The 13,028-nt window shown below is 55.6% G+C and carries 14 protein-coding genes; 6 read left to right on the top strand and 8 right to left on the bottom strand.

The genetic code is table 11. From position 1 onward, the window contains the following. Positions 1-41: 41 nt before the first annotated feature. On the bottom strand, positions 42-740 hold the full coding sequence (locus tag GS611_RS19490; protein WP_171638223.1) for an NAD-dependent deacylase: 699 nt from the start codon (positions 738-740) through the stop codon (positions 42-44). 28 nt (positions 741-768) lie between these two features. Here GS611_RS19490 and GS611_RS19485 point away from each other — a divergent pair, with 28 nt between their 5' ends. Next, entirely contained in the window at positions 769-1,212 is a 444-nt protein-coding gene (locus GS611_RS19485; RefSeq protein WP_171638194.1) for a low molecular weight protein-tyrosine-phosphatase, read from the top strand. Here the strand turns inward: GS611_RS19485 and GS611_RS19480 are convergent. From GS611_RS19480 to GS611_RS19470, 3 genes are all read right to left on the bottom strand, one after another. Beyond that, on the bottom strand, positions 1,209-2,162 hold the full coding sequence (locus GS611_RS19480; protein WP_171205681.1) for a LysR family transcriptional regulator: 954 nt from the start codon (positions 2,160-2,162) through the stop codon (positions 1,209-1,211). The genes GS611_RS19485 and GS611_RS19480 overlap by 4 nt on opposite strands. 65 nt (positions 2,163-2,227) lie before the next feature. Next, entirely contained in the window at positions 2,228-2,536 is a 309-nt protein-coding gene (locus GS611_RS19475) for a hypothetical protein (RefSeq protein ID WP_171229650.1), read from the bottom strand. A gap of 173 nt (positions 2,537-2,709) precedes the next feature. Further along, the gene (locus GS611_RS19470; protein WP_171638192.1) at positions 2,710-3,852 is read right to left on the bottom strand and encodes a hypothetical protein; all 1,143 of its coding nucleotides are present in this window, start codon (positions 3,850-3,852) and stop codon (positions 2,710-2,712) included. Between the two features lie 118 nt (positions 3,853-3,970). On the opposite strand from GS611_RS19470, the gene lepA reads away from it, so the two are divergent. After that, positions 3,971-5,770, top strand: coding sequence for a translation elongation factor 4 (lepA, locus tag GS611_RS19465; protein WP_171638190.1), 1,800 nt, complete (start codon positions 3,971-3,973; stop codon positions 5,768-5,770). Here the strand turns inward: lepA and GS611_RS19460 are convergent. After that, positions 5,767-7,425: a patatin-like phospholipase family protein gene (locus tag GS611_RS19460; RefSeq protein WP_171616206.1), complete on the bottom strand. Its 1,659-nt coding sequence runs from the start codon at positions 7,423-7,425 to the stop codon at positions 5,767-5,769. The two genes, lepA and GS611_RS19460, sit on opposite strands and share 4 nt — an antisense overlap. 422 nt (positions 7,426-7,847) lie before the next feature. On the opposite strand from GS611_RS19460, the gene GS611_RS19455 reads away from it, so the two are divergent. Both GS611_RS19455 and GS611_RS19450 read left to right on the top strand, forming a co-directional pair. Next, entirely contained in the window at positions 7,848-8,168 is a 321-nt protein-coding gene (locus GS611_RS19455) for a hypothetical protein (RefSeq protein ID WP_170345061.1), read from the top strand. 106 nt (positions 8,169-8,274) lie between these two features. Continuing rightward, positions 8,275-8,724 (top strand): hypothetical protein, encoded by a 450-nt coding sequence (locus GS611_RS19450; RefSeq protein WP_171638188.1) that lies wholly within the window; start codon positions 8,275-8,277, stop codon positions 8,722-8,724. A 100-nt stretch (positions 8,725-8,824) separates the two neighbouring features. On the opposite strand, the gene GS611_RS19445 is transcribed toward GS611_RS19450, so the two are convergent. The 3 genes from GS611_RS19445 to GS611_RS19435 form a co-directional block, all read right to left on the bottom strand. Further along, positions 8,825-9,241, bottom strand: a complete 417-nt coding sequence (locus tag GS611_RS19445) for a type II toxin-antitoxin system Phd/YefM family antitoxin (RefSeq protein ID WP_171638186.1) — start codon at positions 9,239-9,241, stop codon at positions 8,825-8,827. Positions 9,242-10,069: 828 nt separating this feature from the next. Then, positions 10,070-10,207 (bottom strand): entericidin A/B family lipoprotein, encoded by a 138-nt coding sequence (locus GS611_RS19440; RefSeq protein WP_152457342.1) that lies wholly within the window; start codon positions 10,205-10,207, stop codon positions 10,070-10,072. 61 nt (positions 10,208-10,268) lie between these two features. Next, positions 10,269-10,610, bottom strand: a complete 342-nt coding sequence (locus GS611_RS19435) for a helix-turn-helix transcriptional regulator (RefSeq protein ID WP_171638184.1) — start codon at positions 10,608-10,610, stop codon at positions 10,269-10,271. Positions 10,611-10,978: 368 nt separating this feature from the next. On the opposite strand from GS611_RS19435, the gene GS611_RS19430 reads away from it, so the two are divergent. Next, on the top strand, positions 10,979-11,611 hold the full coding sequence (locus GS611_RS19430) for an ATP-dependent Clp protease proteolytic subunit (protein ID WP_117869644.1): 633 nt from the start codon (positions 10,979-10,981) through the stop codon (positions 11,609-11,611). Positions 11,612-11,742: 131 nt separating this feature from the next. Beyond that, positions 11,743-13,011, top strand: a complete 1,269-nt coding sequence (gene clpX / locus GS611_RS19425; RefSeq protein ID WP_152457344.1) for an ATP-dependent Clp protease ATP-binding subunit ClpX — start codon at positions 11,743-11,745, stop codon at positions 13,009-13,011. Positions 13,012-13,028 lie beyond the last annotated feature (17 nt).

The following is a 13,028-nucleotide window of genomic DNA, read 5'->3' as shown; positions in this document are numbered from 1 at the left end:
CGGGGGCATTCTAACCGAATTAAGCGAGTGTTGTCTGTACTTTAACTATGCGGCGCAAGCAGGTGCCCGACCCATTGCGGAACTGTCTGGGTCGCTTTGCCGACAACTCTTTCATCAAACCCGGATGCGCCCGGCGACGGTTCCAGATTGATCTCGATCGTCCGAGCGCCCGCCGCTTGTGCCTCGTGCACGAACGCTGCCGCCGGATAAACCTGACCCGAGGTGCCAATGGCGGCAAAAAGCCACGCGCTGCTCAGGTGGTCATAAATCTCGTCCATGAAATAGGGCATTTCACCAAACCAGACCACATCGGGCCGGGCCGTGGGCCGCGCACAGGCGGGGCAGGATTCCCCAACCGCCATTTCGGGCGGGGCGGTCCAGCGATGGCCACAGGCTGAACACAGCGCGCCCGCCAAAGTTCCGTGCATGTGGATGACATCCTTTGCGCCGCCCGCCTCGTGCAGGCTGTCCACGTTCTGGGTCACGATCACGACGTCTCCGGGCCAGTCCCGTTGGAGCCGGGCCAGTGCTTCATGAGCGGCATTGGGTTGAACTTCGGAGGCCTGAACCCGCCGCGCATTGTAAAACCCTTGAACCAGTGCGGGATCGCGGGCGAATCCTTCCGGCGTGGCGACATCCTCGATGCGGTGCTGGGCCCACAACCCACCCTCATCGCGAAAGGTGCTCAACCCGCTCTCGGCTGATATTCCGGCCCCGGTCAGAATCACGATCTTTTCCATTTCTCCTCCGCGCGGTACAGCTTGGTGCATGTCACACCGTATCCTCTTTGTCTGCCTGGGCAATATCTGCCGCTCGCCTGCGGCAGAGGGCGTTTTTCGCGCCCGCGCGCCGCATCACGTAACCGATAGTGCCGGAACCATGGGCTGGCATGCGGGAAAACCGCCCTATGGCCCAATGCAGGCAGCTGCAAAGGTCAGGGGAATCGATCTGGGCGACCTGCGCGCGCGTCAGTTCACCGCTGCCGATTTCGACCGCTTCGACCTGATCCTGGGCATGGACGCCAACAACATCGCGGATATCGAGAATCTGCGCCCCGCCGGCAGTGACACCCCGGTGCGCCTGCTGACCGATTTCGCCCCTGAGGCCGGCGCGGATCATGTGCCTGACCCCTATTACACACGGGATTTCGATGGCGCGCTGGACCTGATCGAGGCAGCGGTTGACGGCCTTGCTGCCCATCTGGACAGTTAACCGCCGATCACCCGCAGCGATCCGCTCAGCCAGGGCAGTTTGGCCAAAGCCGGGTCAACGATCTGGTTCTGCATCAGACGCCGTGTCATGCCCGCGACCTCCTGCGGCACCTGATCGGACCAGCCCGTTCGCGCCAGCAATGATATGCTGCGCGAGAAATCCCCGAACGGGGCAGGGTGGGCCTCCAGCCCGTCATGAAAACGCGCTGCGCGCATGAAGCCCAGCGGCGTCGTGATCGCCCAACCCAGACCCCGTGCAACCATGGCCATAAGCGCCATGTGCGAGCCGATCTCGAACCGTTCCTCGAACTCCTGCGCGCCGCGCGCCATATGCGCCTCGATCTGCCGGCTGATCAGCTGCTCGCGGGCATAGCGCAGATATGGCAGGCTGTTCTGCACAGCCTCCACTCCGCCCGCCCCCTGAGGCGCAACCAGAATGAACGGATCCCGGACCAGAGGGTACTCGACCACCCCTTCCAGCACTTCTCCGCTATGGGCGGTGACGGCCATATGCAGGCGTTGTTCGGCCAAGGCCTCGAACAGATCGAGGCTCGACAAGGTGATCAGTTTGAAATTCGATCGGGTCAGACTGTCCGCCAGCAGCGTGGCCAGCCGTGGGGTCAGGTCATTGTCGAAGTCGTCGATCAATCCGATGGAGAGCGTGGTCAGATGCCCCAGATCCATGACCGACAATTCGCTTTGTGCCATTTGTAGCTCGGCCAGAACCGCCTCGGCCCGCACCAGAAAACTGCGCCCGGCCTGCGTCAGGCGCATCGGTCGGCGCCCGTGATCGACCAGTTCGGTGCCCAGAGCCTTTTCCAGATTGCGCAACTGTTGGGAAACGGATGGCTGGCTGAGCCCCGTGATCTCGGCGGCCTGTGCCACCGATCCCGTCCGCGCCAAAGCCTCGAACACCTCAAGGCCCCGCAGGGTCAGCCCTTTCATCACCATAAGATACACCTTTCGCTGCGCCTTTCTGGGGCGCAGCGTGGATCAGGTCAAGGTTTCAGAGGGGCTTAGCTGCAGATCGCCTGCGCCATCTGGCCAAAGTTCTGATACCGGTCCCACAGCGCATCGTCGCGCGCGGTCTGCGACATCTTCAACTCCTGCGCCTGATGGGGGTCGGTGAACCATTTGGCCACGGTTTTCTGATCGCTGCGGGTAAGCGCCTGATCCGCCACGCGCTGGATGCAACTGCACCGATCCCGCGTCGCCGCCGACCGGTCCGACGCCAGACACGCCCGCTTGATCTGCGCCGCATCCGCAACCGGAGCCACCGCCGTCAGCGATGCCGCACAAAATGCGATTAAGAGGAACTGTTTCATACTCGAGCCTCGTTTTTGCCTGCCCGGAGGTGTCTTGCGCCCCTCTCGGTCTGCGGCGGAGTATGAATCAAATGGGCGCGCGGATCAATCATACGTTGCGAAAAAGTGATTGCACGAGCCGGAAACGATACAATCCCGCCACCCCCGTAGGCCGGGTTTCAGCTCGGCACCGGTCAGGACAGGAGCGGGAGCCACCTTTCAATGGCCTCGATCAACGCTTCAATTTTCTCCGGGTGTTTAGCTATGTAAGCGTCAACGATCGCTGTAGTGCCTTTGGTTGAGCCTACAACGACCGCAGTGCCAACTCCTAAATTTGCCTTGCCAACGCACCACTTGAGTAAGCCAACCAGTCCTGCTTTGAGTTTGCCCAGAATTGCTTCAATCCACTCACGAGCAGGGCGTTCCTCTTCCAAAGCCGTCGAGAGGTCGTCGGTCGCTTCCCAGATCAAGGTTATCGCGTCGGACAACCGTTCATCTTCGATGCTCTTAGGAGGGTTGTTCCCTCCGATGCCGTGGCGTGCTGAGGTTCTAACTGTCAGGCTACCTTTGATGTCCGATAAGGCTTTCTCGACTTCCCACCTTGCCTGAATTTCCGCAATTTCTTCAGCAACAGCTTCCGGGCCTGCGTTCCAAATACTATTGCCAATCAAAGCAACCCGCCGCTGTAACTCCCAGTCCAACGGTTCACCCTTCAACATCCCCTCATACCAATCGGCCCAAAACTCCAATGGTGTTCCCATGCTTCCTTCTAAAAATTCTTGTATTCGTTGATCTTCTTGTGCTGGCGCTTTGCAATCCCAAAGCTCTGTCGCAAATAGTTGCTTTGAATCAGTACGTGTTGCTGTGAGGGTATCAATATCGGCAGCGAGAGCGGATGTGTCGAAATAAAATTCGTGAATGGCACCGAGTGCCCCGGCCAAGACTGTTTTTGAGTCCGCATGGCTGTAACTAGATATCCTAAGCGCGCGCCGTGTAACTTTGGTTGCGTCAAAGGCTGCCGATTGTAAATTGCCCGGAAGGTTGGTGGCGATGGATATACTACCCCATGCATGTTTGACATGATCAAAGGAGGCTGTTGCGAACTCGGTACTTGTCTTTGGTATTTGCAACACGCTCTCAACTCCGCAAACAATATTTGATCTTAGGCAAATCAAGAAAAGCTGTCTCAGATCACAACCGTCAACATTTTGGTCTCGAAGCGAAAACACACAAGGTAGTTCTCTAAGCATCATGCGAGCGACGAATGATATCCCAGTTTTAACCTCAAGTCTGTTGACCCACTCTTGGACCTTATCCGGATTTGTCAGATCGACCATGCACACCTCTAATAAGTGACCGTTCCCGACTGCCCTACTAATGCTTATCAAACAAGGCACCGAAACTCTGTCGCGTTTCTATTGACCAATCCACGATTCCTCTACATATCCCCAACCCATGACAGACCTCGCTCATATCCGCAATTTCTCCATCGTCGCGCATATCGACCATGGCAAATCCACCCTTGCTGACCGGCTCATCCAAGAGACCGGAACGGTGAAGGATCGCGACATGAAGGAACAGTTGCTCGACAGCATGGATATCGAGCGCGAACGTGGCATCACCATCAAGGCCAACACGGTTCGCATCGACTATACCGCCGACAATGGCGAGCAATACGTGCTGAACCTGATCGACACCCCCGGTCATGTTGATTTCGCCTACGAAGTCTCGCGGTCCATGCGCGCGGTCGAGGGCTCTCTGCTGGTGGTCGACTCGACCCAAGGGGTCGAGGCGCAGACGCTGGCGAATGTCTATCAGGCCATCGACGCCGATCATGAGATCGTGCCGGTGCTCAACAAGATCGACCTGCCCGCGTCCGACTGTGACCGCGTGGCCGAACAGATCGAAGATGTGATCGGTATCGACGCGACCGACGCCATTCAGGTTTCCGCCAAAACGGGGCAGGGCATCCACGAAACTCTGGAAGCAATCGTACAGCACCTGCCCGCACCGAAGGGCAATCTGGACGCACCGCTCAAGGCGATGCTGGTGGATTCGTGGTACGACGCCTATCTGGGCGTCATCGTTCTGGTCCGCATCATGGACGGCACGCTGAAAAAGGGGATGCGCGTCAAGTTCATGTCAAACAACACCCTGCACCATGTCGACCGTGTCGGCGTCTTCCGCCCCGAGATGCAGATGGTCGACTCGCTTGGCCCCGGCGAGATCGGATTCCTGACCGCATCCATCAAACAGGTCCGCGACACCCGCGTAGGTGACACCATCACCAATGACCGCAACGGGACCGAAGTCGCACTGCCGGGCTTCAAACCCGCGCAGCCGGTGGTGTTCTGTGGTCTGTTCCCAGTGGACAGCGCCGAATTCGAAGACCTGCGGGATGCAATCGACAAACTGGCGCTCAACGATGCCAGCTTCAGCTTTGAAATGGAAACTTCGGCCGCGCTTGGCTTTGGCTTCCGCTGCGGTTTCCTGGGCCTGCTGCATCTTGAGGTCATCCGCGACCGCATCGAACGCGAATACGATATCGAGCTCATCACCACCGCGCCGTCGGTGATCTATCACGTCTACATGAAAGACGGCGCGATGATCGAGCTGCACAACCCCGCCGACATGCCCGACCCCTCGAAGGTCGACCATATCGAGGAGCCGCGCATCAAGGCGACCATCCTTGTGCCGGATGAATACCTGGGCGACGTGCTGAAACTCTGCCAGGACCGCCGCGGCATCCAGATGGACCTGACCTATGCAGGCAGCCGCGCCATGGTCGTCTATGACCTGCCGCTGAATGAGGTCGTCTTTGACTTCTACGACCGCCTGAAATCGGTGACCAAAGGCTATGCCTCGTTCGACTACCAGATGACCGGCTATACCGAGGACAATCTGGTCAAGATGTCGGTGCTGGTGAATGACGAGCCGGTCGATGCGCTGTCAACTATGGTTCACCGCGACCGGGCCGAGATGCGGGGCCGGGCGATGTGCGAAAAGCTTAAGGACCTGATCCCGCGCCACATGTTCAAAATCCCGATCCAGGCCGCCATCGGAGGCAAGGTCATCGCCCGCGAGACCCTGTCCGCCCTGCGCAAGGACGTGACCGCCAAATGCTACGGAGGCGACGCCACGCGGAAACGCAAATTGCTGGACAAGCAGAAGGCGGGTAAGAAAAAGATGCGCCAGTTCGGGAAGGTCGATATCCCGCAGGAGGCGTTTATTTCGGCGTTGAAGATGGATAGTTAGGTGCGCGTTAGCTTTTTTAGCAACGCAGTAAATACTTTGTCTGGTCCGGTAGCTTCTTTGGCCTCAACTGACAGAACCTTGATTCCTGGTGTCGCTATTTCGTCTAACCAACTTGTTTCCGATGTAACGGATCCATCGGTAAATTCGTACTCTTCACTATCTTTGGAGTATGGAGAAGTGGCGGCTTCTATATAGTAAAGGCTTGCCTTCTCAGCGGGAACGCCAAACGCGATTGTCAAATTCTCAATTTTGCCTTGTGTGGCAGGAGAATACTCCATGTAGTCCCAACCTTCGGTCGCGATTTTTGTAAACTGATCTTTAATTAGTTCGCGTTGAATTAGAGTAATCGTCTTAGTGTCGCCCGGTAGCAGACACTTTTTAAACATAATAACAAGTACTTTGAAGCCTTTACTTAAGTCACTCGGTTTGGCTGGAAGAACCACAAGAGGAAGTTTGTTGTCAAATTCATCGCGTGCGATGATGTCAGCATACATCGCAAATTCCGCTTCGTTCTCGTATTCGCTAATTACAACTCCAAGGCAATCAATCCCTTCTTCAGGAACTTTGTAGATCATTTTTTGATAAAATGTATCGAACCCATTCTTATATGCTGGATCGGATTCCGAGCATTGACTGTTGAGCTCAACGTAGACTTTGGCATCTAGGTCTAGCTTATTGTTTCTCCTCAATTTTAGAAGGTCTGCACAGGCAGCTGTCATCTGTTCGTACGTGAAAGGGATCAGCGTTTTTTCGCTCCATTCCCGTTTTTCGTCCATGCCACGGATTTTGTCCATGATTTCAGTGGTTTTCGAGTAGGTTAGATCGGAAATTTCCAAATGCCTTTTTTCGGACAGCAGCATTTCATTGATAGCTGTGTCAAAGCTCAACATGTCAAAGTCGGAAGGTAACTGAATGACGTTCTCTTCTGGCAATTCTCTTAGCGAGGCAGAGATATTCGCGTTAATTGCGGCGGATATTACTTTTCCAACGTATTGGCTAAGCTTCCAATCTGAAGTCTCGCGAAAGGGCTTGTTGGGGTAGTCTTTTCGAAAGCTAAGACCCATAACTCGGTTTGGATCGTAGTTTTCAACCAGTTTGGAAGTAGGGAAATTTTCGAACAACCCGCCGTCAGCTTTGTCAGCATTAACAGTATCGTTGTGGTTCCTAAAAATAATCGGAATCGCACAACTATCGACGACTGTTTGTACGCCCTCTTTTAGTGACTTGCCTTCAATGCTGAAGAAATCCACTTCTTGGTTATGTATGTCAGTTACGGTTACCTTTAGTGGATATTTGAGTGAAATCGTTTCTTTGTCATCCTTGATACCAGCGAGGCTGAAAATTTCATAAACTACCTCTTTTATCACGCTGTCCCGCAAGACGGTTGATCCAGAGATTGTCTTCCAGAAAACATCTGCCTTTGAGGGGGGCTTTAGTTGCGCGAGCCGTCGGCGCATGTTTTCTTGTTTGAAGTGCTCCCTGACTCTGTCTGCAGGAAGCCCCAAAGCGAGTACCAATCCTGCAATTGAGCCTGCCGATGACCCGGAAACCTCCGAGAAACTTAATTGACCGTCGTCAGTCAGTTTTTGAACTCCGTGAACCGCAGACAAAAGTGTCAACAGTTTAGCGCCGCCACCTTGCAGTACGATTTTCATCTCAATCATGCTAAAATAAACCTTTTGTAATATACCTTGCCTTAGTATCGTTGCTGCACCATCTATGCTAAGTCAATGACAATCATGGAGAAAAAAATGCTTGTTAAGTTGTTGAATATTATCGCATCCCAGACGAATGCGGCTAAATTGAATGGTATCTCTAAAATCGTTTGAAGTTTGACGGGAGAAGTTTGACGGGAAAGGTAAATGGAAAGCCCGCAAGCATCGGGCGGGCCTCAACGTGACTTCTGTCGTCACAAAACCCAATGCTCCTGCATGGTCACGCCGATTGGCCGATGTGAACATACGCCCCAACTAAGTCGGGCTTCACTCCAACCATTTGCCACTGTGACCCACCTCACAGCCCCGACACCGCCCCCCTGCTAATGTTGACGCGACGGCAACCTCTGCAGGAGGCCCCTATGTCCACATCGCTCATCCCTCTCATCGCCCTCGGGTCGGCGGGTCTTTATTCCGTTGCCATGATCTCGATGAAGTTCTGGTGGAAAATTCCCGGTGTTGGCCTGACCCTTCTGATTGTTGCCACGCTGCTGGCCGCCGCGACGCTGGAACTTGCCGCGCTTCGCAACGAACGGTTGGGCATCATCTATACCGGCATTCTGGGGGCCGAGGTCGTGCTGATCGCCATCGCCTCGTATTTCCTGTTTGGCGAGAACTTTTCCTATCGCGAGGGGATTGGCATCGCGCTGGTCATTGTCGGGACAGCTTTGGCCTGGGCCTGAAACTCCATTCTAAGCCCCCGCTGAACCAATCATGAAGTTTCCCTCAAGTAAGTTGTAACCGGTTCGGGCGGTCCCAATCTGTTGACCAGACAGAAGGAGAGAGCCCATGACCAGATACATGACTGTCGGAGCAGCCGCTTTGGCCACGACCCTCGCCCTTGGAACGGCCGCGCTGGCCGATACCACGCCCGACCTGCGCGGCACCTGGCTGGGGTCTTACACGACCGTTCAGCCCAGCCATTACTACAAAGGCGATCAGCCCCGGTTCAATCAGGCCGAATGGATGCTGGATGTGCAGCTTCAGGACGGCAACGTTTTCTGGGGGCACAGCAAATGGCGTCGCGATGGCGATTCCGACTGGAATGAATACGAGGCCACCGGCACCATCAGCCTCGATGGGACGGGCAGCATCGGCATCGTCGAAACCTCACCTCTGCTGATCGGCGCGAATGCGTTGATCGATGCGCGGTACGAAGATGGCAAGATCTTTGCCGATTTCCGTAGCCTGCGGAACGGAACGACCTACAGCACCGTTCTGGAACGTCAGGTGAACTGAAGCGTGTCCGGCCCGGACGATTGTAGGGGGTAAGTATCGCTGCTGCAATTTTGACTGCGGCGGAGGTTAGTAGGTTGCCACGTGCGGGTCGGACCGCTTCTCAAAAACGGAACAATCGTCTCCACAGCGCGGAGACGGGCCGGGCGGCCAGTTCACCGCCTGCGATAGGAACCAGACCACCCCGCGCAAGAATGTGGCGTTCCTCGGCGCGGGTCATCTGGATCTCGCGAACCTTCAGCGCGGCTTCGCGCGCGGTGACATAGCTGCCGTCCGGTCCCGGTTCCATTCCGGGGATGTTGCGTCCCCGCGACCACATTCCGCGAATGCCCGACAGCGGGTGTTTCCACCCGATCTCGTCATCATCCTGCAAATGCCAGATCCGCTTCGCTTCTGCGACCGAGACCAGAGCGGCCAGCGGTTTGCCGTGCCGGGTCAGTATGATCACTTCGCGCGGGTCCTGTGCGCGGGTGACCAAAGCGCCCAAATTGGCGCGCGCATGGGAAATGGTGCAACGCATCGGCGAATCTCCGTATGTACGATTCGAAAGATTGGTGGTCCGAGAGTTGTACAAACCCCGCAATTCTCAACTAATGGCGCGTGCGGTGGCCTTTGCGCCCGCAGCATTGGGCCAAAAGCCGGGCTCAGGTTCAGGCCTGAAAATGTCCCGGGACAAACATGCGTGGAGTCGAAACTTCTCGGATTATCCACAAAGATTTCCTGGCAGATACCAACAATTTATCCCCGTCTAATTTTCATGCTGCAGTGCTATTTTCTTGTCAGATACAAGGCATGCTGCAACAGTCTGAACACCACACAGGTTCTTCGGAACCGAAGGTGGGACGCAAAGGCCCGGGGGTCTTGGCAGAGAGACTGGATCTTAGGATTTGCGTTGAACTGCAATGGCTTACCGGTGGGTGATCAGCCGAACGAGGGTTTCGTGCCCAAGTCGGATGGTTACCTTCTCAGAGGGCCGATGCACGCTGTGATGTCTCTTCGGGGACAATGCAGCCGCTGCAGTCTCCCAGGGGGCTGTAGCAACTGGATCGGGTGCTCTTCGGAGCGCATCGACCCGGTAAGGCGTCAGGAGTGTCCGAAAGGACGCATGCAAAGACCGCGTCTGCGCACCTGGCGCCTTTTCCTTTGCCGGATTTCGGTTTCATACAGGCTACCACTCACCCCTGCCGAAAGGGACCGGGGCTCTTCTGCGTGTGCGAAAGAGCCCCGATTTAGCGTCAGATGATGCAATGCCGCGTCTATGCACCTGTAAGGGAAAGCTACCGCGGCATGCCATGTCTTTCAACTACATATTGAGAGAAGGCCCGCGCGCGGCGCAAAATAAAGTGTATTACAGGCTTTCCTGCACGTCGGTTGCTGCGCCTTGGATGGCATCTCCGGCTTTTTCGATATCCTTGCCGGCGCCTTTGGCGGTTTCGCAGGCAGTCAGTGCAAACAGGCTCAGGCCCATCAGAATTACGCGGATCATGTTCGTCTCCTTGGTGCTCGATTGTTTTTCGGTAGCACCTTTTTTCAACCGGAGCCAGTTCCTAGGCCGGGCCGTCGCTGCAGAAGAGCTCGTAAACGACTTCGAGCATGCGGCGGGGACGATCATCCGCCAGACGATAGTAGATGGCTTTACCTTCCCTGCGAGGTATCACCAACCCTTCAAGTCGCAGACGGGAAAGTTGCTGTGATACAGCGGCTTGCCTGGCGGACAGCAATTCTTCCAGTTCGGTGACGGATTTTTCACCGGACACCAGATGGCAGAGGATCATCAATCTGCCTTCGTGGCTTATCGCTTTGAGAAAATTAGAGGCGCGTGTCGCGTTGGTGACCATGCGGTCAAAATCTTCTTTTGACATGTCCTGGGACAGCTGAGGAAGTGCCATCGATTGAGTTCCTTGCAAACCCGTTGGCCGGGCGTTGTTTCCGTTACGTAAAGAGACGTGAGTGTGAGACCCTTCAGTACATGTTTCGTACATTCATTTCTATATGTATGAATCAAAATAGCGTGATGTATGAAAGGGGAATTCGGATTGAACGTTCCCGCAACGCGAGGGGGCAGATGATTCACTTTAAGGCGATCTGCTGATCGTTGCCGGAAACAACAGATGGTTCGCCTTGACGATTGATGATGATCCACATTCGGTCAGCGTTCTCACTTGCCCCCCTTGCAGCCCCCCTTAGCCGACACTAAGACTCAGGTAACACTTGTTGGGATATTGTCCCGATCCATAGCTAAACAGGCAGGTTACGAATGTTCGATCCCGTAGAAACCTACATGAATACACTTGTTCCCATGGTCGTTGAGCAGACCAGCCGGGGCGAGCGCGCCTATGATATTTTCTCCCGCCTGCTGAAAGAGCGGATCATATTCATCAACGGACCGATTCATGATGGGATGAGCCATCTTGTTGTGGCGCAATTGCTGCACCTCGAAGCTGAAAACCCCAACAAGGAAATCTCGATCTACATAAACTCGCCCGGCGGAGTGGTAACCAGCGGTTTGTCGATTTACGACACAATGCAATATATCAAGCCGAAATGTTCCACATTGGTGATCGGTCAGGCGGCCTCGATGGGCTCGGTCCTGCTCGCCGGGGGCGAGAAGGGAATGCGCTTTTCACTGCCCAACAGCCGCATCATGGTGCACCAGCCCAGTGGCGGGTACCAGGGCCAGGCCAGTGACATCATGATTCACGCGGCCGAAACCCAAAAGCTGAAGGATCGCCTGTATGACATCTACGTACGTCATACGGGGCAGACGAAAAAGGCGGTCGAAAAAGCGCTGGATCGTGACAATTTCATGAGCCCGGAAGAGGCCAAGGAATGGGGTCACATCGATGAGATCGTTGAAAATCGAGCGAAAATGGACACGGAAGAGGCCTGAGGCCGATACCCCGCGTCACCGGCGCGGGGGTCATTTTGAGATTGTAGCCGCCAGAGTGCTGGCCTAAGCTGCACACACAGGTGTAAGCGCCCCCGAAAAGGGGCGCAGGGACGAAGCCCGAAAGGTAGATCATGGCGACGAATTCAGGCGGCGATGGGAAAAACACGCTCTACTGCAGCTTCTGCGGCAAAAGCCAGCATGAGGTCCGTAAGCTGATCGCAGGCCCCACGGTTTTCATCTGTGATGAATGTGTTGAGCTGTGCATGGACATCATCCGCGAAGAGACCAAGGCCAGCGGGCTGAAGTCATCTGACGGTGTTCCGACGCCCAAGGATATCTGCGAAGTACTGGACGATTATGTAATTGGTCAGGCCACGGCAAAGCGGGTTCTGTCGGTGGCCGTTCACAACCATTACAAGCGTTTGAACCACGCTCAGAAAGCGGGCAGTGATATCGAGCTGGCAAAGTCGAATATCCTGCTGATCGGCCCGACCGGTTGCGGTAAGACGCTGCTGGCGCAAACGCTGGCGCGTATTCTGGACGTGCCGTTTACCATGGCTGACGCGACGACCCTGACCGAAGCCGGCTATGTGGGTGAGGATGTCGAAAACATCATTCTCAAGTTGTTGCAGGCGAGTGAGTACAATGTCGAACGCGCGCAGCGCGGCATCGTCTATATCGATGAGGTCGACAAGATTACCCGCAAATCCGAAAACCCCTCGATCACGCGTGACGTGTCGGGTGAGGGCGTGCAGCAGGCATTGCTGAAACTGATGGAAGGGACAGTGGCCAGCGTCCCCCCACAGGGTGGCCGCAAGCATCCTCAGCAGGAATTCCTGCAAGTGGACACGACGAACATTCTGTTCATCTGTGGCGGCGCATTTGCGGGTCTGGACAAGATCATTGCGCAACGTGGCAAAGGCTCGGCCATGGGCTTTGGTGCCGATGTGCGCGACAATGACGACCGCGGTGTGGGTGAGATATTCAAGGATCTGGAACCCGAGGATCTGCTGAAATTCGGACTGATCCCGGAATTCGTCGGTCGGCTGCCGGTTCTGGCGACGCTTGAGGATCTGGATGAAGACGCGCTGGTGACCATCCTGACCAAACCCAAGAACGCATTGGTCAAGCAATACCAGCGTTTGTTCGAACTGGAAGATGTTGAACTGGCCTTTACGGATGATGCCTTGAAGGCAATTGCCAAAAAGGCCATCGAGCGCAAAACCGGCGCGCGCGGCCTGCGGTCTATTCTCGAGGATATTCTGCTGGACACCATGTTCGAACTGCCGGGCATGAAAAATGTCAGCGAGGTTGTGGTGAACGAAGAGGCGGTGATGTCCGACGCGCAGCCGCTGTTCATCTATGCCGATGCGGCCAAGGAATCGGCCTCGGCGGGCTGAGGCCGGGCTTTTACCGC

The organism is Ruegeria sp. HKCCD6119 (genome assembly GCF_013110585.1).
Classification (GTDB): domain Bacteria; phylum Pseudomonadota; class Alphaproteobacteria; order Rhodobacterales; family Rhodobacteraceae; genus Ruegeria.
This window is presented reverse-complemented; position numbering and strand designations above follow the sequence as displayed.